This is a genomic window from Schaalia sp. JY-X159 (genome assembly GCF_014525425.1).
Lineage (GTDB): Bacteria > Actinomycetota > Actinomycetes > Actinomycetales > Actinomycetaceae > Scrofimicrobium.
On record NZ_JACEXI010000005.1, the window covers coordinates 16,655 to 34,162 of the forward strand.

The 17,508-nt window shown below is 58.0% G+C and carries 29 protein-coding genes and 1 pseudogene; all 30 read right to left on the bottom strand.

Going from position 1 to position 17,508, the window contains the following annotated elements; translation table 11 throughout:
* Window positions 1–119 precede the first annotated feature (119 nt).
* The 30 genes and pseudogenes from rpsK to IDL90_RS09115 all read right to left on the bottom strand — a co-directional run bounded on the left by rpsK (window position 120) and on the right by IDL90_RS09115 (window position 17,505).
* Window positions 120–524, bottom strand: coding sequence for a 30S ribosomal protein S11 (gene rpsK / locus IDL90_RS08970; protein ID WP_182142046.1), 405 nt, complete (start codon window positions 522–524; stop codon window positions 120–122).
* Between the two features lie 17 nt (window positions 525–541).
* Window positions 542–910 (bottom strand): 30S ribosomal protein S13, encoded by a 369-nt coding sequence (gene rpsM / locus IDL90_RS08975; RefSeq protein WP_187995008.1) that lies wholly within the window; start codon window positions 908–910, stop codon window positions 542–544.
* 168 nt (window positions 911–1,078) lie between these two features.
* Window positions 1,079–1,192, bottom strand: coding sequence for a 50S ribosomal protein L36 (gene rpmJ, locus IDL90_RS08980; protein WP_182142044.1), 114 nt, complete (start codon window positions 1,190–1,192; stop codon window positions 1,079–1,081).
* Between the two features lie 85 nt (window positions 1,193–1,277).
* On the bottom strand, window positions 1,278–1,499 hold the full coding sequence (gene infA / locus IDL90_RS08985) for a translation initiation factor IF-1 (protein ID WP_182142043.1): 222 nt from the start codon (window positions 1,497–1,499) through the stop codon (window positions 1,278–1,280).
* Window positions 1,500–1,629: 130 nt separating this feature from the next.
* Window positions 1,630–2,553 carry a M24 family metallopeptidase gene (locus IDL90_RS08990; RefSeq protein WP_316930311.1) on the bottom strand — a complete coding sequence of 308 codons (924 nt, stop codon included), beginning with the start codon at window positions 2,551–2,553 and terminating at the stop codon, window positions 1,630–1,632.
* Window positions 2,553–3,134 (bottom strand): adenylate kinase, encoded by a 582-nt coding sequence (locus tag IDL90_RS08995; protein ID WP_187995007.1) that lies wholly within the window; start codon window positions 3,132–3,134, stop codon window positions 2,553–2,555. The genes IDL90_RS08990 and IDL90_RS08995 overlap by 1 nt, the downstream gene beginning before the upstream one ends.
* Window positions 3,131–4,423: a preprotein translocase subunit SecY gene (gene secY / locus IDL90_RS09000; protein WP_187995006.1), complete on the bottom strand. Its 1,293-nt coding sequence runs from the start codon at window positions 4,421–4,423 to the stop codon at window positions 3,131–3,133. Before secY ends, IDL90_RS08995 begins: the two co-directional genes overlap by 4 nt.
* Before the next feature lie 160 nt (window positions 4,424–4,583).
* Entirely contained in the window at window positions 4,584–5,066 is a 483-nt protein-coding gene (gene rplO / locus IDL90_RS09005; protein ID WP_187995005.1) for a 50S ribosomal protein L15, read from the bottom strand.
* A gap of 2 nt (window positions 5,067–5,068) precedes the next feature.
* On the bottom strand, window positions 5,069–5,251 hold the full coding sequence (gene rpmD, locus IDL90_RS09010) for a 50S ribosomal protein L30 (protein WP_182142039.1): 183 nt from the start codon (window positions 5,249–5,251) through the stop codon (window positions 5,069–5,071).
* Window positions 5,251–5,967 carry a 30S ribosomal protein S5 gene (gene rpsE / locus IDL90_RS09015; RefSeq protein WP_182142038.1) on the bottom strand — a complete coding sequence of 239 codons (717 nt, stop codon included), beginning with the start codon at window positions 5,965–5,967 and terminating at the stop codon, window positions 5,251–5,253. Before rpsE ends, rpmD begins: the two co-directional genes overlap by 1 nt.
* A 28-nt stretch (window positions 5,968–5,995) precedes the next feature.
* On the bottom strand, window positions 5,996–6,367 hold the full coding sequence (gene rplR, locus IDL90_RS09020; protein WP_182142037.1) for a 50S ribosomal protein L18: 372 nt from the start codon (window positions 6,365–6,367) through the stop codon (window positions 5,996–5,998).
* Window positions 6,367–6,903, bottom strand: coding sequence for a 50S ribosomal protein L6 (gene rplF / locus IDL90_RS09025; RefSeq protein ID WP_182142036.1), 537 nt, complete (start codon window positions 6,901–6,903; stop codon window positions 6,367–6,369). The genes rplR and rplF overlap by 1 nt, the downstream gene beginning before the upstream one ends.
* An 11-nt stretch (window positions 6,904–6,914) precedes the next feature.
* Window positions 6,915–7,313, bottom strand: coding sequence for a 30S ribosomal protein S8 (rpsH, locus tag IDL90_RS09030; protein ID WP_182142035.1), 399 nt, complete (start codon window positions 7,311–7,313; stop codon window positions 6,915–6,917).
* A 72-nt stretch (window positions 7,314–7,385) separates the two neighbouring features.
* Complete coding sequence (locus IDL90_RS09035; protein ID WP_182142034.1) at window positions 7,386–7,571, bottom strand: type Z 30S ribosomal protein S14; 186 nt, start codon at window positions 7,569–7,571, stop codon at window positions 7,386–7,388.
* 3 nt (window positions 7,572–7,574) lie between these two features.
* Window positions 7,575–8,120 carry a 50S ribosomal protein L5 gene (gene rplE, locus IDL90_RS09040; protein ID WP_182142033.1) on the bottom strand — a complete coding sequence of 182 codons (546 nt, stop codon included), beginning with the start codon at window positions 8,118–8,120 and terminating at the stop codon, window positions 7,575–7,577.
* On the bottom strand, window positions 8,117–8,554 hold the full coding sequence (gene rplX / locus IDL90_RS09045) for a 50S ribosomal protein L24 (protein ID WP_187995004.1): 438 nt from the start codon (window positions 8,552–8,554) through the stop codon (window positions 8,117–8,119). Before rplX ends, rplE begins: the two co-directional genes overlap by 4 nt.
* A complete protein-coding gene (rplN, locus tag IDL90_RS09050) occupies window positions 8,554–8,925 on the bottom strand; it encodes a 50S ribosomal protein L14 (protein ID WP_182142031.1) in 372 nt (123 codons plus the stop codon). Before rplN ends, rplX begins: the two co-directional genes overlap by 1 nt.
* Window positions 8,926–9,051: 126 nt before the next feature.
* Window positions 9,052–9,324: a 30S ribosomal protein S17 gene (rpsQ, locus tag IDL90_RS09055; protein WP_182142030.1), complete on the bottom strand. Its 273-nt coding sequence runs from the start codon at window positions 9,322–9,324 to the stop codon at window positions 9,052–9,054.
* Between the two features lie 5 nt (window positions 9,325–9,329).
* Window positions 9,330–9,563: a 50S ribosomal protein L29 gene (rpmC, locus tag IDL90_RS09060; RefSeq protein WP_099331611.1), complete on the bottom strand. Its 234-nt coding sequence runs from the start codon at window positions 9,561–9,563 to the stop codon at window positions 9,330–9,332.
* Window positions 9,563–9,982 (bottom strand): 50S ribosomal protein L16, encoded by a 420-nt coding sequence (rplP, locus tag IDL90_RS09065; RefSeq protein ID WP_182142029.1) that lies wholly within the window; start codon window positions 9,980–9,982, stop codon window positions 9,563–9,565. Before rplP ends, rpmC begins: the two co-directional genes overlap by 1 nt.
* Window positions 9,983–9,987: 5 nt before the next feature.
* The gene (rpsC, locus tag IDL90_RS09070; protein ID WP_182142028.1) at window positions 9,988–10,842 is read right to left on the bottom strand and encodes a 30S ribosomal protein S3; all 855 of its coding nucleotides are present in this window, start codon (window positions 10,840–10,842) and stop codon (window positions 9,988–9,990) included.
* Window positions 10,843–11,211, bottom strand: a complete 369-nt coding sequence (rplV, locus tag IDL90_RS09075; protein WP_182142027.1) for a 50S ribosomal protein L22 — start codon at window positions 11,209–11,211, stop codon at window positions 10,843–10,845.
* A 26-nt stretch (window positions 11,212–11,237) separates the two neighbouring features.
* Complete coding sequence (gene rpsS / locus IDL90_RS09080) at window positions 11,238–11,519, bottom strand: 30S ribosomal protein S19 (RefSeq protein WP_182142026.1); 282 nt, start codon at window positions 11,517–11,519, stop codon at window positions 11,238–11,240.
* Window positions 11,520–11,534: 15 nt separating this feature from the next.
* Complete coding sequence (gene rplB, locus IDL90_RS09085) at window positions 11,535–12,371, bottom strand: 50S ribosomal protein L2 (protein ID WP_182142025.1); 837 nt, start codon at window positions 12,369–12,371, stop codon at window positions 11,535–11,537.
* 20 nt (window positions 12,372–12,391) lie between these two features.
* A complete protein-coding gene (rplW, locus tag IDL90_RS09090; RefSeq protein WP_182142024.1) occupies window positions 12,392–12,697 on the bottom strand; it encodes a 50S ribosomal protein L23 in 306 nt (101 codons plus the stop codon).
* A gap of 197 nt (window positions 12,698–12,894) precedes the next feature.
* A pseudogene (gene rplD / locus IDL90_RS09095) lies at window positions 12,895–13,545 on the bottom strand (50S ribosomal protein L4); the annotation flags it as partial.
* A gap of 2 nt (window positions 13,546–13,547) precedes the next feature.
* Window positions 13,548–14,198 carry a 50S ribosomal protein L3 gene (gene rplC / locus IDL90_RS09100; protein ID WP_187995002.1) on the bottom strand — a complete coding sequence of 217 codons (651 nt, stop codon included), beginning with the start codon at window positions 14,196–14,198 and terminating at the stop codon, window positions 13,548–13,550.
* A 10-nt stretch (window positions 14,199–14,208) separates the two neighbouring features.
* The gene (gene rpsJ, locus IDL90_RS09105; protein WP_187995001.1) at window positions 14,209–14,517 is read right to left on the bottom strand and encodes a 30S ribosomal protein S10; all 309 of its coding nucleotides are present in this window, start codon (window positions 14,515–14,517) and stop codon (window positions 14,209–14,211) included.
* Window positions 14,518–15,025: 508 nt separating this feature from the next.
* Window positions 15,026–16,237, bottom strand: coding sequence for a tRNA 2-thiouridine(34) synthase MnmA (gene mnmA, locus IDL90_RS09110; protein WP_187995000.1), 1,212 nt, complete (start codon window positions 16,235–16,237; stop codon window positions 15,026–15,028).
* Complete coding sequence (locus tag IDL90_RS09115) at window positions 16,234–17,505, bottom strand: cysteine desulfurase family protein (RefSeq protein ID WP_262509127.1); 1,272 nt, start codon at window positions 17,503–17,505, stop codon at window positions 16,234–16,236. The genes mnmA and IDL90_RS09115 overlap by 4 nt, the downstream gene beginning before the upstream one ends.
* Window positions 17,506–17,508 lie beyond the last annotated feature (3 nt).

Below are 17,508 nucleotides of genomic sequence, written 5' to 3' on the forward strand. Positions count from 1 at the left end.
GATTCCTTTCTTCCCGGTGCCCGCTATATGACACCGAGGGCGGATCCGCCCCACCGGGCGGGAAATAACCTGTGAAATATGCGCTTGGGCGAGCTCTTACCCGCCCAAGCAGAAGTCAATTAGCCGCGTCGACGCTTAGGAGGACGGCAACCATTGAAAGCCTGTGGTGTGACATCCTGAATGGTGCCAACCTCAAGACCAGCGGCCTGCAGCGAACGGATAGCTGTCTCGCGTCCAGAGCCGGGGCCCTTTACGAAGACATCAACCTTCTTCATGCCCTGTTCCTGCGCACGTCGAGCGGCAGCCTCTGCAGCCAGCTGCGCCGCAAATGGTGTCGACTTACGCGACCCCTTGAAGCCGACCTGACCCGAAGAGCACTGAGCAATGACAGCGCCTGTGGTATCGGTGATCGAAATGATCGTGTTGTTAAAAGTCGAACGGATATGAGCTTGGCCGTTCGTTACATTGCGCCGTTCTTTCCGTCGCGGCTTACGCGAGGTTGTGGCGCGGGTCTTCTGTGCCATATTCCCTACCTACCCGTCTACTTCTTCTTACCGGCGACCGTACGCTTCGGACCCTTACGGGTGCGGGCGTTAGTCTTTGTGCGCTGGCCGCGAACCGGAAGGCCACGACGGTGACGCATGCCCTGGTAGCTGCCGATTTCGATCTTGCGACGGATATCCGCCTGGACCTCACGTCGTAGATCGCCCTCCACCTCAAAGTGGGTTTCGATGTACTGACGTAGGGCAACCATGTCTTCTTCTGTGGCGTCCTTTACGCGCAGGTCGGGGCTAATGCCCGTGGCCTGCAGCGTCTCTATAGAACGGGTGCGTCCAATGCCATAAATGTAGGTAAGCGCAACCTCAAGCCGCTTGTCGCGGGGGAGGTCGACGCCGGCGATACGTGCCATGTTCCTCTATGCTCCATTGTTTTCGAAGGTCTTGCCTTCCCTACTGACGCTGTCCTTTCAGACTGCCGCCAGCCTCGGCCTCCGAACCGAGGGTCCAGGACATCCGTCCTGTTCGGGAGAGCTTTTCCGATACCACCCGAATCTCTTCGGGCTCCTATCTGACTGGTGTCAGCCCTGGCGCTGCTTGTGGCGGGGGTTCTCGCAAATCACCATGACGGTGCCGTGGCGACGAATCACCTTGCACTTGTCACAGATCCGCTTGACGCTTGGTTTTACTTTCATTGCTGTTCCTTTGTTGCAAGTCGCAACTGTCGAGGCCGTCTACGAGGATCCCTTGCGTTCCCCACGAAGATTAACCAACCGAACCTTACTTGTAGCGGTAGACAATCCGTCCACGTGACAAGTCATACGGGCTTAGTTCAACAACCACGCGGTCGTCAGGCAGAATTCGGATGTAGTGCTGCCGCATCTTGCCTGAGATGTGTGCGAGCACGATGTGTCCGTTTTCAAGTTCGACACGAAACATCGCATTTGGGAGCGCCTCAACGACACTGCCCTCGACTTCGATTACGCCGTCCTTTTTTGCCATATATTCCGCTGGTCCTTACGCTTAGCCAGTGGCACCCGAAATGAGTATGCCCGACTGTTTAGCCTAGTGCAGACTTAGTTGTTGACAAAGGGCCAGCAGCAGGTAGTTATGGAACTCACGAAAACTTCTGCTAGATGAAGCTGCGAATCGGCGTAATCCCAAATGGGGCTAGGCCTGCGGCTCCAGCATCGGAAGCAGTCAGCACGGAAATTCCATGTTTACCGATCGCCACGGTGTGTTCCCAGTGAGCGGCATCAGTACCCTCGACTGTGACAACAGTCCACTCGTCATCGAGGACGGCCGAGGTCGAGTCCCCTGCAATGACCATCGGCTCAATACAAATCGCCATCCCGGCGACCAGCTTGCCGCTCCTACCCCGGGTCCGATAGTTGTAGACCGTCGGGTCTTCATGCAGGTGGGTGCCGATTCCATGACCCGTGTAGCCTTCGATAATCTCGGGGGACCACCCTTGATCGGCCTGGATTGCTGCGCCCTCGGCTTCCACGAAGTCCTCGATAGCCGCGGCAACGTCATTGGTCCGCTTTGCTTTGGCTGCTGCTGCAATACCAGCCCACATAGATCCGCGGGTTACGGAAGAGAGTGTGCGGCGCCGCGACAAAGTCACCGGGCTCACTCCGCCAACTTCCCCCTCGGGACGAATCCCCTGCACGAACTGAGCATCCGGAATGTGAGTGTCTCCAACGACCACCGTCACTGCAGCGTCACCATGCCACTTCTTGCCAGCGCGAACCACGTAAGCACCGCAGTCGTACGACACAATATCGCCAAGCTGGATCGCGCGTTTGCCCGGAATGCCGTGCACGACCTCGTCATTAACTGAGATGCACACCGTCGCAGGAAACCCCTGATAATGAAGAAAGTTAGGCTTTGCGCCCGCATCGGCAACAACATTGGCGACAACCTGGTCGAGTTGAGCGGTCGTAACCCCGGGTTTCGTCGCATCAATGAGTGCCTGATGGATTGCCGCTACGACCAGACCTGCTTCACGCATGTACTCAAGTTCAGTTGGCGACTTGATGGTTGGACGTTCCACTACTTGCAGAGACCTTTGTCTTTCAGCACGGCCATGATGGCGTCATGAACGCCTTCACGATCTTGGTTCGCATCGATGACTTCGAGGAGATCCTGATCCGCGTAGTAGGTAGCGATCGGCTCTGTTAGCTCGTGGTAGTCCTTAAGCCTCTGAATAAAGACGTCTACCTTGTCGTCACTGCGGTGTTCCTGTCCAGCCCGGTTCTGCAGGCGTTCCACTACAACGCCCTCGGGGGCCTCGAGCTCGAGGACGATGTCGAGTTTAACCCCCCGACTTGCCAGCAAGTCACGCAGAGCGTGTGCCTGATCTAAGTTGCGGGGGAACCCATCGAGAATAAATCCGCCCTCGACATCCGGAGCTGAAAGCCGGGCGTCCACCATGGGTACCGTTATCGAATCAGGGACAAACTTGCCTTTGGAGATGTAGGAGTCGGCGAGTCGACCTAACTCAGTGCCGTCCTCGATGTTGCTTCTGAAGATCTGCCCCGTCGAAATTGTCGGAACGCCCAGGCACTCCGCAAGCCAGACAGCCTGTGTGCCCTTCCCAACGGCGGGCGGACCGAGCAGGATCATCGCGGTCATTTCAAGAATCCCTCATAGTGGTGCTGTTGTAGTTGAGAGTTTACTTCCTTGACGGTCTGCAGGCCGACACCAACCATGATCAATAGGGTGGTTCCGCCAAATGGCATCTGGTTCGGACCGAGGTTCAGCGGGATCATGATTATCGAAGGCAGAATCGCAACAATCACCAGGTAGATCGATCCGACAGTGGTGATGCGGTTGATGACGTAACGCAGGTAGTCCGCGGTAGGTTTGCCTGCCCTGTACCCAGGAATGAACCCACCGTAGCGCTTCATGTTGTCAGAGACTTCATCAGGGTTGAAGGTGATGGAAGTGTAGAAGAAGGCAAACGCCAGGATCAGCGCAGCGTTGGTCAACATGTACCAACCGCTCTGATGGGAGAAGTTTCGTCCAATCCACTGCACCCAGCCAGATGCGGGATCTCCAAACTGTGCAATCAACGGCGGTAGACCCAGGATGGAAGTGGAGAAGATAACGGGGATAACACCCGCCATGTTGATCTTCAGTGGGATGTAGGTAGTGGTCCCACCGTAGGTGCGCCGACCGACCATTCGCTTGGCGTACTGAACGGGGATTCGCCTCTGCGCTTGTTCAACGTAAACGACCGCAACCGTTACTGCCAAGATGATCACCAGAATGGCCAAGACCGTCAGCCAGCCTTTGGTCATTCCGATGTCCCACAGCTGCATGGGCATAGTTGCGACGATCGAAGTGAAGATCAGCAGGGACATTCCGTTGCCGACTCCGCGCTCCGTAATGAGTTCGCCGAACCACATGATGACGGACGTCCCCGCGGTCATAACCACAACCATGAATAGGTAGGTCGCGAATGTTGCATTCGGGATGACCTCATTGGGGCAGTTGGGGAACATCTGCCCGGACGCTGCCATTGTGATCATCGTTGTCGACTGCAAGATCGCCAGGAAGATTGTCAGATAGCGGGTGTACTGAGTCAGCTTTGACTGTCCCGACTGTCCCTCAAGATGTAGATCCTGCAACCTTGGCACTGCGACCCTGAGAACCTGGATGATGATCGACGCCGTAATGTACGGCATGATGCCGAGGGCGAAGATGGACAGCTGCATCAAAGCGCCGCCCGAGAACAGGTTGAACATGTCGAGCACAGAAGTTGATTCCTGCTGGGCGAGACACGCATTTACGTTCGAAGCCGACACTCCCGGTGTGGGAATAAAGGTTCCAAGGCGGTACAGAGCCATGATTAGCAACGAAAAGAGAATCTTTCGTCGCAGATCAGGCGTACGGAATGCCTGTGCGAAAGCCTTGAACACACTTCCTCCAAACCCCGGGGGGCATTAGCCATCTGGACAAGCTTTGAGACTAGCCCAGACTACTTCCTAAGTCGGGTTGCGGTGCCCACATTCGATGAGCAAGCACAAATTTGATGTAAGAAAAAGGGAGGGCACCGAGTTTCGGTACCCTCCACTCTTACTAGCGAGCGGAGATTGAGCCGCCCGCCTCCTTGATTTTCGCCTCTGCCGAAGCCGACCACTTGTCGACCTCAACTTCCAGTGCCACTGCGATTTCGCCGCCACCGAGAACCTTGACCGGCTCTCCCTTACGTACAAGACGCTTGGCGACAAGATCCTCAACCGTGACTGAACCACCCTCAGGGTAAGCACCAGCCAGAGTGTCCAGATTTACAACCTGGTACTCGACACGGAAGGGGTTTGTGAACCCACGCAGTTTCGGAAGACGCATGTGGATGGGCATCTGGCCACCCTCGAATCCGAGGGGAACCTGATAGCGTGCCTTGGTTCCCTTGGTGCCGCGACCCGCGGTCTTACCCTTGGAACCTTCACCACGACCCACACGGGTGCGATCCTTCTTGGCACCGGGTGCGGGAGCCAAGTGATGTAGCCTCAACACCTCGCCCTCGGCGGGCAGATTGGCGTTCTTCTTGTTAGTAGCCATACCTACTTCGCCTCCTCTACTTCTACCAGGTGCTTGATTGTTTGAATTTGGCCTCGAACAACCGCGGTGTCCTCACGGACAGTCTTTTGACCAATCTTCTTCAGACCCAGGGACTTCGCGGACTCGCGAATGTTCTCTTTCTGGCCGGAAAGTGACTTCTTCAGAGTGATTTCGACCTTCGCCATCAGTTGCTCACCCCCGCTGCTGCCTTGTCTGCTTCAGCGGCTTCCGCCGCTGCCTTCTTGTCAGCAACACCTTCTGCACGTGCACGAAGCATTGCTGCCGGTGCTACACGCTCCAGTGGGAGGCCACGACGAGCAGCCACTGCCTCAGGCTCATCAAGCTGCTTGAGCGCTGCAACTGTTGCACGCACGATGTTGATTGCGTTTGAAGATCCAAGTGACTTCGTCAGCACATCGTGAATGCCAGCGCATTCCAGTACGGCGCGCACAGGACCACCGGCGATTACACCGGTACCCGGAGAGGCAGGACGCAACATTACTACGCCCGCTGCATCTTCACCTTGAACCTTGTGGGGAATCGACCTGCGAATCATGGGAACGCGGAAGAAGCTCTTCTTTGCTTCCTCAACACCCTTGGCAATAGCCGCTGGAACTTCCTTGGCCTTGCCGTAACCGATCCCGACCATACCTTCGCCATCGCCGACAACGACGAGGGCGGTGAAGGAAAAGCGTCGGCCACCCTTCACAACCTTCGACACACGGTTGATAGCGACAACACGCTCCAGATACTGATTGCGATCTTGTTCGCGACGGTTGTCGCGACGGTCACCACCGCGGCCACCACGACCACGGCCCTGGCCTTGACCCTGACCTGCCCCATCGCGGCTCTGGCGCGCGGAACTGTCCTGATCGTTACTACCTCGCTGCTGTGCAGCCATCAGATACTCTCTCTTCCTTTTCTCGCGCCTACAGCTTCAGGCCGCCCTCACGGGCGCCTTCCGCTACTGCCGCAACTCGGCCGTGGTAGACGTTGCCACCGCGGTCAAATACGACCTCTTCAATGCCGGCCTCTTTGGCACGCTGAGCGATGAGCTCACCGACCTTACGAGCCTTGTCCGTCTTCTTCGCATCGTCGCTGCGTAGTTCGGGCTCCATGGTGGACGCCCACACTACGGTGTTGCCCTCAGTGTCGTTGACAACCTGGGCGAACATGTGACGGTTCGAGCGGGTGACGACCAGCCGAGGACGACTGGCGGTGCCATTGACCTTCTGACGCACACGCTGGTGGCGGCGCTTACGAGCAATAACCTTGCCCTTACCTTTGACCGCGTAAGCCATCACTTACCCGCCTTTCCGACCTTGCGACGTACGACTTCGCCCTCGTAGCGAATACCCTTGCCCTTGTAAGGCTCTGGTTTGCGCAGCTTGCGTATGTTCGCCGCGACTTCGCCTACCTGCTGCTTGTCGATTCCGCTCACCACGACCTTGGTCTGTGAAGGGACCGCAAGTTCAATACCGGCTTCTGGTTCCACCGTGATCGAGTGCGAGTACCCAAGCGCAAACTCGACATTCGCGCCCTTCTGAGTTGCACGGTAACCGGTACCGACAATCTCAAGTGTCTTCGAGTACCCGTTGGTGACACCCTCCACCATGTTCGCGACGAGGGTCCGGTACAGGCCGTGCAATGCGCGCGCCTCACGGGTATCCACGGGGCGCTCAAGAACAACCTCGCCACCCTCAACCTTCGCGGTGATGGGGGCACGCAGTTCCTGAGTGAGAGTCCCCTTCGGGCCCACAACGGTGACGACGTTTCCGTCAATCTTTACTTCTACACCGGCGGGAATAACCACCGGCTGCTTACCGATACGTGACATTCGCTCTTCCCTTACCAGACGTAGGCGACAACTTCGCCGCCCACGGCTTTGTCGGCCGCCTGGCGATCTGTCAGCAATCCGGACGAGGTCGAAAGAATCGCCACGCCTAGACCACCGCGGACCTGCGGGAGGTTTGTGGACTTCGCGTATACACGCAGCCCCGGCTTGGAAATGCGCCGCAGGCCGGTGATGGCCCTTTCGCGCTTGTTTCCGTACTTCAGGCTGAGTACCAGAGTCTTGCCCACACGGGCATCCTCGACAGAAATCGCCTTGATGTAGCCCTCACTGAGGAGAATCTGCGCAATGGCATTCTTCAGTTTGGAGTACGGCATCGACACAGACTCATGGTGAGCCTGGTTCGCGTTGCGCAGACGCGTTAGCATATCTGCGATTGGATCAGTCATTGTCATTTTGGGGCGGACCCCTTCCTCGACGCGGTTTCCGCTATCGGGCGTAATGCCCGTAGACCTACGTCGTAAGTGTTACCAGCTGCTCTTCGTTACGCCCGGGAGGTCACCCTTAAGGGCGAGTTCACGCAGGCAGATGCGGCACAGGCCGAACTTACGGTAGACCGACTTGGGTCGACCGCAACGGTTGCACCGGGTGTAGGCACGCACAGCAAACTTGGGCTTGCGGCTAGCCTTGATTTTCAGCGATGTTTTTGCCATCGGTTACGCCTCCTTGAAAGGGAAACCGAGTTTACGCAAGAGCTCACGCCCCTGCTCATCGGTATCTGCAGACGTAACAATGGTGACGTCCATACCGCGAACACGGTCAATGTTGTCAACGTTGATTTCGTGGAACATGGACTGTTCTGTCAAACCAAAGGTGTAGTTGCCATGTCCGTCAAACTGCTTGGGAGACAAGCCGCGGAAGTCGCGAATACGGGGCAGCGAAACCGACAGCAGTCGATCCAGGAACTCCCACATGCGATCGCCACGTAGCGTTACGGACGCACCGATTGCCTGGCCCTCGCGAAGCTTGAACTGGGCAATGGACTTCTTGGCGCGGTTGATGCGCGGCTTCTGACCTGTGATCGCCTGGAGGTCGGCAATAGCACCATCGAGAGCCTTCGCATCCCGAGCGGCTTCACCCACACCCATGTTGACGACAACCTTTACCGGCTTGCCAACCTGCATGACGTTCTCAAGATTGAACTGTTCAATCAGTTCCGCCTTGACCTTGTCCTCGTACTTTTCCTTCAAACGCGGGCTCATGCGTCAAGCTCCTTACCCGGTGTGATGCCACGGCGGCTGCCACCACGGGCAACGCGAACACGGATGGTCTTCTTTTTGCCATCGCGCTCCACGACGTCCTCACGGAACCCGACGCGAACTGGCTTGCCAGTCGAAGGGTCGACGAGGGCGAGCTTTGCCAGGGAAATTGGTGCTTCGCTTGTCACGATGCCCCCCTGATCGCCGGACTGTCCGGGACGGACGTGGCGCGTCTTCAGGTTTACACCTTCGACCAGTGCTGTGCCATCCTCAGGGAAAACCTTGATGACACGACCCTGTTTGCCTTTGTCCCCCGCTGCCAATGGCTCAAGACCCTCGGCGTCGCGGCGAGCATTGCGCGCATTCATCTTCTTCGAGTCCGATGTACGTCCTCGAACGACCTCTACGAGGTCACCCTTTTTGATCTTCGCGGCCATCAGATTACCTCCGGTGCTAGCGAGACGATGCGCATGAACTTCTTGTCACGCAGTTCACGGCCGACAGGGCCGAAAATGCGCGTGCCACGCGGTTCGCTACCGTCAGCTTTCAAGATAACGGCCGAGTTTTCGTCGAAACGGATGTATGAGCCATCCAACCGACGGGATGGTTTCTTCGTGCGGACTATGACAGCCTTGACGACTTCACCCTTCTTGACGTTGCCGCCTGGGATCGCGTCCTTGACCGAGGCGACAATCGTGTCGCCAATGCCCGCGTAGCGCCGACCCGAGCCGCCCAAAACACGGATGCAAAGAAGTTCCTTTGCGCCCGTGTTATCAGCGACCTTGAGTCGTGACTCCTGCTGGATCATTCCTTATGACTCCTGTCGTCGTGCTGGTTCTCTCTGGCGAGCCAGAGAGCCTGGCCGAACGGATTTGGTTGCTTGGAAATGCTAGTGGAATGTTGGGCCAAAGGAGTGATCCTTTGGCCCAACTCACTACTTCGCCTTTTCCAGGATCTCGACTACGCGCCAGTGCTTTGTCGCTGACAGCGGACGAGTCTCCATGATGCGCACGAGGTCACCCACGCCGCATTCGTTATTTTCATCGTGTGCCTTGACCTTGACGGCCTTGCGAAGCACCTTGCCGTACAGCGGGTGCTTGATGCGGTCCTCAAGGACCACCACGACGGTCTTATCCATCTTGTCGCTCGAGACATAGCCTCGGCGCGTCTTGCGCTGATTACGCTCGGGAGCAGTTGAATCTGCCATCTCTTCTAATCCTCGCTACCGGGCGCAGTACGGAAACCAAGTTCACGTTCACGCGCAATCGTGTAAATGCGGGCAATGTTCTTGCGAACTGCCTTCATGCGACCCGAATCCTCAAGACCTCCGACAGCCTGCGAAAAACGCAAGTTGAACAGTTCGGCCTTAGCGCGCTCCAGCTCCTTGCGGAGTGCAGCGTCATCCATTGCATCTAGATCCGCTGTGGTCAATACGTTGTCTGCCATCAGTTCTCCACACCCTCACGGACCACAAATCGGGTCTTAATCGGAAGCTTGTGACGGGCGCGGCGCATAGCCTCACGTGCCAAAGGCTCCGGGACACCACCAAGCTCAAACAGAATGCGTCCGGGCTTAATCGGGGCAACCCACCATTCAGGAGCACCCTTACCCGAACCCATGCGGGTCTCGGCAGGCTTCTTTGTTAGCGGGCGGTCCGGGAACACAGTGATCCAAACCTTACCGCCACGCTTGATGTGACGCGTCATAGCGATACGAGCTGCCTCGATCTGACGGTTGGTCAGGTAGGCGTGCTCCAGCGCTTGAATGCCGTAGTCGCCGAAGGCCAACTCCGTGCCACCCTTGGCCATGCCCTTACGGTTTGGCCGGTGCTGCTTGCGGTACTTTACTCGACGGGGAATCAGCATGTGCTTCAGGCCTCCGTAGCGGTCTCAGCGACAGGTGCCTGCAGATCCGCGTCAGCGGTTGCGGGAGCCTGATCGGCAGCTTCGGTTCCCTGACCACCGGTGCGAGGAGTGCGTCCAGCGCCTCCATCACGCCCGCCACGACGTCCCGGACCACCGCGACGATCTCCGCGGCGTCCTCCGCCACGGTTCGCCTGCTCGGCCTGGGCACGTGCGAACTCGCGTTCGGTCATGTCACCCTTGTAGATCCACACCTTGACGCCAATGCGGCCGAATGTGGTACGTGCTTCAAAGAAGCCGTAATCAATGTTTGCGCGCAGCGTCTGCAAGGGCACGCGGCCCTCACGGTAGAACTCGCTACGTGACATTTCTGCGCCACCAAGTCGCCCGGAGCACTGGACACGAATGCCCTTTGCTCCCGCGCGCTGCGCAGACTGCATTGCCTTACGCATTGCCCGGCGGAAGGAGACGCGTGCAGCAAGCTGCTCTGCTACTCCCTGGGCAACCAACTGAGCATCAATCTCGGGGTTCTTGACCTCAAGGATGTTCAGCTGTACCTGCTTGCCCGTGAGCTTCTCCAGGTCCTGACGCAAACGGTCTGCCTCAGCACCACGACGTCCAATGACAATGCCTGGACGTGCAGTGTGCAGGTCAACTCGTACGCGATCCCGCGTGCGCTCGATCTCTACCTTAGAGATGCCAGCACGTTCGAGGCCGTCCGAAAGAACCTCGCGGATCTTGACGTCCTCGGCTACATAGTCGCTGTAGCGCTGTCCCTTGGTAGTCGAGTCCGAGAACCACCGCGAACGGTGTTCGGTGGTGATCCCCAGGCGGAAACCAGTGGGGTTTACCTTCTGGCCCATCTAGCGATCCCCTTCCTTCTCGTCTTTAGTTCCAACAACCACAGTGATGTGGCTGGTACGCTTCAGAATCGTTCCTGCACGGCCCTGGGCGCGTGGCTGGAAACGCTTCATAGTCGGACCCTCATCGACATATGTCTCAAGAATCCACAAATCGGCATCCTGTACGTTCTCACCGTTCTTGTCGGCAAGGACCTTCACATTGGCAACTGCCGAGTGAAGAATCTTGTTGACATCACGGGCCACCCGCTGGGGGGCGAACGTAAGCATGTCGGCTGCCTCAAGGAAGGACTTCCCACGGACCTCGTTAACGACCCGTCGTGCCTTCTGGGGCGTGACGCGAACGTAGCGCGCCTTCGCCTTGGCTTCCATCTTCTAGCTCCTTGCTTCCCCAGCGTCTAGCGACGCCGGCCCTTACGGTCGTCCTTCACGTGGCTACGGAAAGTGCGCGTAGGCGCAAACTCGCCGAGCTTGTGACCAACCATAGATTCGGTGACGTACACCGGCACATGGCGGCGACCGTCGTGAACTGCGAAGGTGAGGCCCAGGAAGTCCGGAGTAATCATCGAGCGGCGCGACCAAGTCTTGATGACCTGCTTCGTACCCTTCTCAATCTGCTCGTCGACCTTCTTCTGCAAGCTTGGGTCTACGTAGGGACCCTTCTTCAAACTACGTGGCATGTGTCCAGCTCCCTATCAGCGCTTGTTGCCAGTACGACGACGGCGAACAATCTGCTTGTCGCTCGCCTTATTCGGACGCCGAGTACGGCCTTCAGGCTTACCCCATGGGCTGACCGGGTGCCGGCCACCAGAGGTACGCCCCTCGCCGCCACCGTGTGGGTGATCGACCGGGTTCATAGCAACACCACGAACCTTGGGACGCTGGCCCTTCCAACGTGCGCGACCAGCCTTGCCGAGGGAAATATTGCCTTGTTCGGCGTTCCCTACGGTGCCGATCGTTGCACGGCAGTCAACATCCACATTGCGGATCTCACCCGAGGGTAGACGCAACTGAGCGAAGCGACCTTCCTTGGCAACCAGCTGGATCGAAGATCCCGCAGACCGAGCCAGACGTGCTCCCTGTCCAGCGTTGAGTTCAACAGCGTGGATCACAGTACCCAGTGGAATGTTGCGCATGGGCAGGTTGTTACCCGGCTTGATATCGGCCTTAGGACCGTTCTCAATAACCGTTCCAACCGTCACACCCTGAGGAGCGATGATGTAACGCTTCTCTCCGTCTGCGTAGTGCAGCAGAGCGATGTTAGCAGTGCGGTTGGGATCGTATTCGATCTGCGCAACACGTGCTGGTACGCCATCTTTGTCATTCCGCTTGAAGTCAATCAAACGGTACGCGCGCTTGTGGCCGCCACCGCGGTGGCGAGAAGTGACTCGTCCGTAGGAGTTACGTCCACCAGTCTTCGTGATCGGACGCACCAGAGACTTTTCAGGGTAAGAGCGCGTGATCTCAGAGAAGTCTGAGACGCTCCCGTGGCGACGACCAGGAGTCGTCGGATTATATTTGCGAATAGCCATATTTCTTCTACCCCTGCGCTCTAGATCCCGGACTCACCGAAAATGTCGATGGAACCTTCGCGGACAGTGACGATCGCACGCTTGACGTTCTTGCGACGTCCAAGACCATCACGGCGGCGGAAAGCCTTGCCCTGACGGTTCTGAGTCGCCACCTTCTCTACCTTCACGCCAAAGAGATCTTCGATCGCGTTCTTGATTTCCGTCTTGTTGGCCCTGGGGTCAACTTCAAACGTGTACTTTCCTTCGTCCTGGCTCAGCGATGACTTCTCAGTCACGACGGGCTTCAAGATGATGTCACGCGGATTCTTTGTTGCTTCGAGGCTCACTTGTCGTCCTCCTTAGCCTTTTTTGCAGCTTCGGCCTTAGCGGTCTTGGCTTCCTTCTTGGCGTGATCGGCTTCGTAAGACTCCGTGGTCTTGTCTGCCTTCGCTTCCTTCTTCGCCTTGACCTTGGACTCAACGACCTCGTCCTGCGCCTCAGCGATTTCGCGTGCCGCGTGGGCGCGTGCCTTGTTGATGCGCTCGATGTAGGCGGCGAGGGCTGCTTCGGTGAACACAACGCGATCTGAATCAACCACGTCATATGTGTTCAACTGATCCGACCAGACGATGCCTACGCCCTCAATGTTCTTGAAAGAACGTACAGCGACCTCTGCTCCAGCCTGCTCACGATCGATAACGATCAGAACCTTCTTGGCATCTGTAACTGCGCGCAGTGTCGCGATTGCTGCCTTCGTGGAAGGAGTATCAGACGACACAAGGCTTGAGAAGACGATAATCGCGTCGTTACGAGCGCGATCCGACAGTGCAGAGCGCAGAGCGCCCGCAATCATCTTCTTGGGTGTGCGCTGCGAGTAGTCACGCGGCTGTGGTCCGTGGACAACAGCTCCACCCTTCCACTGGGGAGCGCGGATCGAACCCTGACGAGCGCGACCTGTACCCTTCTGACGCCACGGCTTCTTCCCGCCGCCGGAAACCTCCGAGCGAGTCTTCGTCGCGTGGGTTCCCTGTCGGGCTGCAGCACGCTGCGCCTCGACGACCTGGTGGATAAGTGGAATGTTCAGAGCAACGTCGAAAATCGACGCCGGGAGAACAACGGTTGCCTTCGTCTTTGCGCCTTCGGCGTCGTAGACAGGAACCTTACGATCTTCACCTGCGGTGATGTTCTTCGCCATGCTCAGGCCCCCTTCACAGCGGTACGAACCATGACAACAGCCTTACGAGGGCCAGGAATAGCGCCCTTGATCAGCAGGAGGCCACGTTCTGTGTCGACGCCCTGAACAATCAGGTTCTGGACCGTGCGCTTTTCTCCACCCATGCGGCCAGCCATGCGCTGTCCGCGGAAGATGCGACCAGGAGTCGCACAAGCACCGATTGAACCGGGCTTGCGGTGGATTTTGTGAGCGCCGTGTGATGCTGGGCCACCTGCAAAGCCGTGACGCTTCATCACACCTGCGAAGCCCTTGCCCTTGGTGTTGCCAGAAACATCAACCTTCTGGCCCACTTCAAAGGTGTCGGCTGCAAGTTCCGAGCCAACCGCAAAATCTGCGGCTTCGGCTGTGCGGAACTCCGCGAGGTGGCGCTTGGGTGTAACCCCGGCCTTTTCAAAGTGGCCAAGCAGAGGCTTGGTCACGCGACGAGGATCAATATCCTCAAAGCCAATTTGGACGGCAGAGTAGCCGTCGTTCTCTTCGGTACGCACCTGAGTAACGACGTTCTTGCCAACCTGCACAACCGTCAGGGGGACAACTTTTCCGTCCTCGTCCCAGACCTGGGTCATGCCGAGCTTGCGGCCGAGTAGGGCCGCAGTCTTGGTGTCAGTAGTCATTCCGATGTCCTCAGAGTTTAATCTCGATGTTCACGTCCGCCGGCAGGTCGAGACGCATAAGCGAATCAACGGCCTTGGGCGTGGGATCAATGATGTCGATGAGCCGCTTATGCGTGCGCATCTCGAACTGCTCGCGGCTGTCCTTGTACTTGTGCGGCGACCGAATAACGACAAACACGTTCTTCTCGGTCGGAAGCGGCACCGGGCCCACGACAGTGGCACCAGCACGCTGCACAGTATCTACAATCTTGCGCGCAGAGCTATCGATGACCTCGTGGTCATACGACTTCAGCCGGATGCGGATTTTTTGTGCCGCCATGCCGTCTACCTCTTCTCGTACAGATTCGTCACCGGCCCCCGCATTCGGGCGTGTCTGCGATGAGACGCACACCGTTGCGGCTTCCAGATCGGCTCTGGTTGGGCCTATGTCTTGTCAAAAGAACTACGGCTCCGGGGTCCGCTAGTGCCGACTTGTTCTCCCACGTCTTGAACCCTGTCGGAATCGGAACTCAGCGAACTGAGCCCCGACCTGCTTCCACTTTGGAAACTAGGGCTGTGGGGTATTCCCGTCGGCCAGGCTCTGGTGCCCGGGCCTTACCTTTCTGCAAGTACGCACTGAAGAAGGAGGAACCGAAAAGTGCCTCAACCTTCAGCGTCTACCGCGTCCAGGACTACCCCGCTTGCGCAGGGCAGCTTGCATAGTTTGGCATGCCTTGGCCCCCAACGCCAACTCCCTGGGACGAGATACACACCACCCCGTCGGCATCTTCGACTCCAATGCTCACGTTTCGGGCGTGTCGCGGCCCCAAAACACGGCTGATTACAAACTATGCCACATTCGTACGCTGCGATGATGAGACCGACATCGCAGTCCTCACCGCAGTCGCAATGGTCCCCTCTGCAACAACTCGGCGCCCCTTGTAGACCACCAGGGACTGGCCGGGTGCGACCCCACGGATCGGCTCCGCCAGCTTAACGACCAAGTGTTCGAGGGCGTCCCCGTCGTGCGCGGACACAACCTGCAGAGCAGCAACCACCGTTGGTGTGCCGTGAGCTCGAATCTGCACCGTGAAGACGTTCTCAGGGACGTCTCTCAGGGCCCTTGTCCCCATTGCTGTACCAAACGCTTCCTGCGCGTCCTCGTCCACAACGAGGTCTTCCGGAGCTGACTGCCAAACCAGGTTCCTGGTCGCGATCGTGTTCACGGAAAGTAGAGTCGACTCGCCTACCACTACGGTATTGGTTGCAGGTTCGGTCGCCAATACGTACCTTGGTTTTCCTGATGTCGAGGGCGTCCCAATGCGCAGGCCCTTTCTCTGCCCGATCGTGTACTTGTAATACCCGGAATGCTCACCGAGCACCGTGCCGTCTTCATCGACAATCTGCCCGGGCGCCGAGCCGAGGTGGCGCTCAAGGAATCCGCCCGTGTCACCGTCGGGAATGAAGCAAATATCGTACGAATCAGGTTTGTTGGAAACCCCAAGACCACGGATTTCCGCCTGCTCACGGACCCATGCCTTCGAGGGCGCATCGCCCAGTGGAAGTAGAACATGCGATAGCTCGTCGCGGCCCATCACCGCCAGAACGTAACTCTGGTCCTTCAACTCATCATCGCCGCGATGAAGTTCGCAGCCATCTGGTCCATGGACCAACTTCGCGTAGTGACCCGTGCAAACCGCATCGAAACCTAGGGCCCGACCGCGATCCAGCAACTCTTTGAACTTCACGAACTCATTACAACGAACGCAGGGGTTCGGTGTGTGCCCCGCTCGGTACTCCGCCAAGAAGTCGTCAATGACAGTCTCTTCGAACTGCTCCGAAAGGTCCCAAACATAGAAGGGAACCCCGAGGATCTCCGCAGCTCGCGCCGCATCTTGGGAGTCCTCTAACGAGCAGCAGCCCCGGGATCCGACCCGGCAGGCTTGCGGTTCACTAGACAACGCCATGTGCACGGCTGTGACATCATGACCGGCGTCGACCGCAAGCGCCGCTGCAACAGCTGAATCAACGCCGCCCGACAGTGCCGCAAGAACTCTCATTTTGGTACCCCTTGACCTTCCATCTCCCCACCCTTTCGGCGAAATGACCGGGAGCTACCTCGCAGGTCATACTGGTCCATCCGTTGCGCTTGCTCAAGAGCGTGGGGCAAAGCTGCGAGGAATCTGTCAATCTCTTCTTCTGAAGTTGTGGCACTCATTGACACTCTGAGAACCCCGAGGGCGGAGTGTTCATCACGCCCCATGTGGAGGAGGACGGAAGAGGGTCTGGTAACGCCTGCGTGGCACGCGGAACCGGCTGAAACGTGGATGCCCTGGCGGTCCATCTCTAGCAGGATGACCTCGGGGTGGGCAGTCGGGAGGCTGAGGTGAACTATCGACTCAACGGCTCCGGCAGTCGTTGTCAGCGCAACTTGCTCGGGAAGTCCCCCCAGAAGTTTGGCGCGCATTTTGGCTGTCACACGTCGACGCTCACCGAGTTCACCCACTGCTTCCTGTGCTGCGACGCTAAGAGCAACCGCGCCGGCAACATCCGGGGTTCCTGAGCGAATCCCTCTTTCGTGGCCACCTCCGGGCCGATCGGACTTGAGTGCTACACCTCTCTTTACAAGCAGTGCGCCGGTTCCCACTGGCGCCCCAAATTTGTGACCGCCAATCGTCATGAGGTCAAGGCCGAGAGCAGAGAACGACACAGGAAGGTTACCGATCGCTTGCGTCGCATCGGAATGCACGTACGCACCAGGTGCAAGTCTGCGGCAGATCTGCGTGAACTCCTCAAGTGGCTGAATCACTCCGGTCTCGGAGCAAACCATTGCCAGCGAACCAAGGGCAATCTCACGCCCGGCCGTACGAGACGCCAGGGCGTCCTCGTCCAGGTCGATGACTCCGTCATCTTGCAACGGGATCATCAGGTCAGTAATGCCGGTCGCACGTAGGGGCACGCGTTGTTCAAGAACTGCCGGGTGTTCCACACCTGAAAGTAGCCACGCCCACTCTGATTCGGGGAGCATCGCTCTGCGGCCCAATGCAGCACCTGAAACTCCCAGAGCGGCTGACTCCGTTGCGCCGGAAGTGAAGACCACTTCGGCACGTTCGCCACCAAGCGCCTCGGCCAGCCGTTCGCGCGCCTGCTCCAACAGCAACCGGGCACCTCGTCCACCAGCGTGGAGCGACGAGGGGTTTCCCGGTCGAGCCGAGAGTTCATCAACGGTCTCAAGCCAGGCCCGCTTCGCGGACGCTCGCATGGGGGTGGTTGCTGCGTGGTCTAGATAGACGGGACCGAGTGGGGGTTTGTCGAGAGTTTTCCTCAACTT

What these genes read in the sequence shown, in the direction of transcription:
- rpsK (WP_182142046.1), bottom strand. Translation starts at nt 524, where the DNA reads ATGGCACAGAAGACCCGCGCCACAACCTCGCGTAAGCCGCGACGGAAA.
- rpsM (WP_187995008.1), bottom strand. Translation starts at nt 910, where the DNA reads ATGGCACGTATCGCCGGCGTCGACCTCCCCCGCGACAAGCGGCTTGAG.
- rpmJ (WP_182142044.1), bottom strand. Translation starts at nt 1,192, where the DNA reads ATGAAAGTAAAACCAAGCGTCAAGCGGATCTGTGACAAGTGCAAGGTG.
- infA (WP_182142043.1), bottom strand. Translation starts at nt 1,499, where the DNA reads ATGGCAAAAAAGGACGGCGTAATCGAAGTCGAGGGCAGTGTCGTTGAG.
- IDL90_RS08995 (WP_187995007.1), bottom strand. Translation starts at nt 3,134, where the DNA reads ATGACCGCGATGATCCTGCTCGGTCCGCCCGCCGTTGGGAAGGGCACA.
- rplO (WP_187995005.1), bottom strand. Translation starts at nt 5,066, where the DNA reads ATGGCTACTAACAAGAAGAACGCCAATCTGCCCGCCGAGGGCGAGGTG.
- rpmD (WP_182142039.1), bottom strand. Translation starts at nt 5,251, where the DNA reads ATGGCGAAGGTCGAAATCACTCTGAAGAAGTCACTTTCCGGCCAGAAA.
- rpsE (WP_182142038.1), bottom strand. Translation starts at nt 5,967, where the DNA reads ATGGCTGCACAGCAGCGAGGTAGTAACGATCAGGACAGTTCCGCGCGC.
- rplR (WP_182142037.1), bottom strand. Translation starts at nt 6,367, where the DNA reads ATGGCTTACGCGGTCAAAGGTAAGGGCAAGGTTATTGCTCGTAAGCGC.
- rplF (WP_182142036.1), bottom strand. Translation starts at nt 6,903, where the DNA reads ATGTCACGTATCGGTAAGCAGCCGGTGGTTATTCCCGCCGGTGTAGAA.
- rpsH (WP_182142035.1), bottom strand. Translation starts at nt 7,313, where the DNA reads ATGACAATGACTGATCCAATCGCAGATATGCTAACGCGTCTGCGCAAC.
- IDL90_RS09035 (WP_182142034.1), bottom strand. Translation starts at nt 7,571, where the DNA reads ATGGCAAAAACATCGCTGAAAATCAAGGCTAGCCGCAAGCCCAAGTTT.
- rplE (WP_182142033.1), bottom strand. Translation starts at nt 8,120, where the DNA reads ATGAGCCCGCGTTTGAAGGAAAAGTACGAGGACAAGGTCAAGGCGGAA.
- rplX (WP_187995004.1), bottom strand. Translation starts at nt 8,554, where the DNA reads ATGGCCGCGAAGATCAAAAAGGGTGACCTCGTAGAGGTCGTTCGAGGA.
- rplN (WP_182142031.1), bottom strand. Translation starts at nt 8,925, where the DNA reads ATGATCCAGCAGGAGTCACGACTCAAGGTCGCTGATAACACGGGCGCA.
- rpsQ (WP_182142030.1), bottom strand. Translation starts at nt 9,324, where the DNA reads ATGGCAGATTCAACTGCTCCCGAGCGTAATCAGCGCAAGACGCGCCGA.
- rpmC (WP_099331611.1), bottom strand. Translation starts at nt 9,563, where the DNA reads ATGGCAGACAACGTATTGACCACAGCGGATCTAGATGCAATGGATGAC.
- rplP (WP_182142029.1), bottom strand. Translation starts at nt 9,982, where the DNA reads ATGCTGATTCCCCGTCGAGTAAAGTACCGCAAGCAGCACCGGCCAAAC.
- rpsC (WP_182142028.1), bottom strand. Translation starts at nt 10,842, where the DNA reads ATGGGCCAGAAGGTAAACCCCACTGGTTTCCGCCTGGGGATCACCACC.
- rplV (WP_182142027.1), bottom strand. Translation starts at nt 11,211, where the DNA reads ATGGAAGCCAAGGCGAAGGCGCGCTACGTTCGCGTCACGCCCCAGAAG.
- rpsS (WP_182142026.1), bottom strand. Translation starts at nt 11,519, where the DNA reads ATGCCACGTAGTTTGAAGAAGGGTCCCTACGTAGACCCAAGCTTGCAG.
- rplB (WP_182142025.1), bottom strand. Translation starts at nt 12,371, where the DNA reads ATGGCTATTCGCAAATATAATCCGACGACTCCTGGTCGTCGCCACGGG.
- rplC (WP_187995002.1), bottom strand. Translation starts at nt 14,198, where the DNA reads ATGACTACTGACACCAAGACTGCGGCCCTACTCGGCCGCAAGCTCGGC.
- rpsJ (WP_187995001.1), bottom strand. Translation starts at nt 14,517, where the DNA reads ATGGCGGCACAAAAAATCCGCATCCGGCTGAAGTCGTATGACCACGAG.
- mnmA (WP_187995000.1), bottom strand. Translation starts at nt 16,237, where the DNA reads ATGAGAGTTCTTGCGGCACTGTCGGGCGGCGTTGATTCAGCTGTTGCA.